Source organism: Wolbachia endosymbiont of Laodelphax striatellus, from assembly GCF_007115015.1.
Classification (GTDB): domain Bacteria; phylum Pseudomonadota; class Alphaproteobacteria; order Rickettsiales; family Anaplasmataceae; genus Wolbachia.
The window spans coordinates 184480-186128 of sequence record NZ_MUIX01000002.1 but is presented as its reverse complement, the minus strand read 5'-3'; the positions used below and the strand labels follow the sequence as shown (position 1 = coordinate 186128).

Annotated in this window: 2 protein-coding genes; both read left to right on the top strand. The window is 34.4% G+C overall.

Annotation, left to right across the window (positions count from 1 at the left end):
* A partial coding sequence (locus BVG17_RS10580) for a JAB domain-containing protein (RefSeq protein WP_143688983.1) occupies positions 1-494 on the top strand: 494 nt, incomplete at its 5' end.
* Between the two features lie 170 nt (positions 495-664).
* The coding region (locus BVG17_RS10575; protein ID WP_177429439.1) for a hypothetical protein at positions 665-1649 on the top strand (985 nt) is incomplete at its 3' end.

Genomic DNA, 1649 nt, shown 5'->3' with positions numbered 1-1649 from the left:
TTTTAGGCCAGGAAATAGATGACTTGAAAACTATAGAAGGGATAACTGACTCTACAGTAGCAGTAATTTTATGCCTAAAGGAAGCTGCAAAGAGAGTACCAAGAGAAGAGTTAAAGAAAGGACCTGTAATGGATAACTTGGAAACCATAGTAAAATATTTGAGGGTGAGTATTGGTTATTCAGAGGAGGAAAAGATGAAAATAATATATTTTGATCAAAAGTGCCGTTTAAAGGGGGAAGAAGTGTTCACTGGTACAGTGGATAAGGTACCTTTTTACATAAGAGAAGTAACAAGAAAGGCATTAATAAGAAAAGCGACGTCAATAATAATATCGCATAACCACCCAGAAGGAAGGTTAAAGCCATCTGATGAGGATGAAGCTGTAACTAAAGACTTGGCTAAAGCTTGTCAGACTATAGGGATTAGGTTACTGGATCACATTATCATCACAAGTGTTGGGTATTTTAGCTTTAAAGAGCAAGGACTGTTATAAAGCAGATATTTGAAGATTTTCATGAGTTGTTTAACTACTTGAATGAAGAAAGTATTTGCAATCACATTAATCATTGCTTATAATTAATGAGAAAGTATATATTGAATTAATAATAAAGTAATAAAGTAGGTTATAGACTTAGTAAAGTATATTTAATAGCGGAGGCTAATATGGTTAATAAAATAATTGTACCTTTTGATGATCAAGAAGGAGGTACTTACGAGTTAAACATTGATCTTGATAGATTATCAAAAGGTGAGGTGTTAAATGCTATTGTAGGAATAGGTCGTACTAACACCTTTGTAAGCAAAATTAATAAGGCTAAAAAGCCTGAGGAAATAGCACCTTTCCCTGGTAGAGAAGTTCGCGAAAACAAAATCAACTATGGGAAAGGATTTGACTATGTTTATGGCACAAAACCTGTAAGTGATCAAGAAGATAAAAATCCATTTGCTTCAGCTTTGAAAAAAATAAAGCCAAGTGCAGAAAAGTTGAGCTGGTTTAAGAGTGCTGTGGTAAGAGCAAAAAGTCCAAATGAACTGCACAAGGTTGTAGACGAAGCACTAGCTGCTGGAGCAAGGCTAAATGCATGTAATGATGGAGAGTGGAGCCTCGCGGAATATGTGATACTGGGCACACATTTTCATAAATTTGATAAGGCTGATCGTAAAAAGCTAATACGTAAATTAATGCTAAACGGTGCAGAGTTTCATGATACTTTATTGGAGAATAAATTGATAGGTGAAATCTATAATGAGCTACAACCAGAAGTTCAGCCACAGATAGATGAGAGACTAGAAGAACTAGAGAAAGCTGGAGAAAGTGCTGTGCAAGAAGGAGAATTAATAGATATTGAGATAGATAATACAACATCGTATATAGAATTTTCTGGGGATAGCAAGGTAGAGGTAGCCAAAATACTGAGAGATTTAGGAAGTAATATTTTAAAAATTGGCAATGATGCAGTTGAGGTTAAAAGTGAGAAGGGAGGTATAAGAAACTATATCGATATGTCAGATGGAAGCTCTATTATATTAGAATTTCCTACAAGCATTGGTAAGCTAGATATTATATTGTACCACGATGTAAAAAAATATGATCAAGTACAAGTCAGAGTAGAAAATAAGGAAATGTGGTCTAAATTACAAGAAAGAG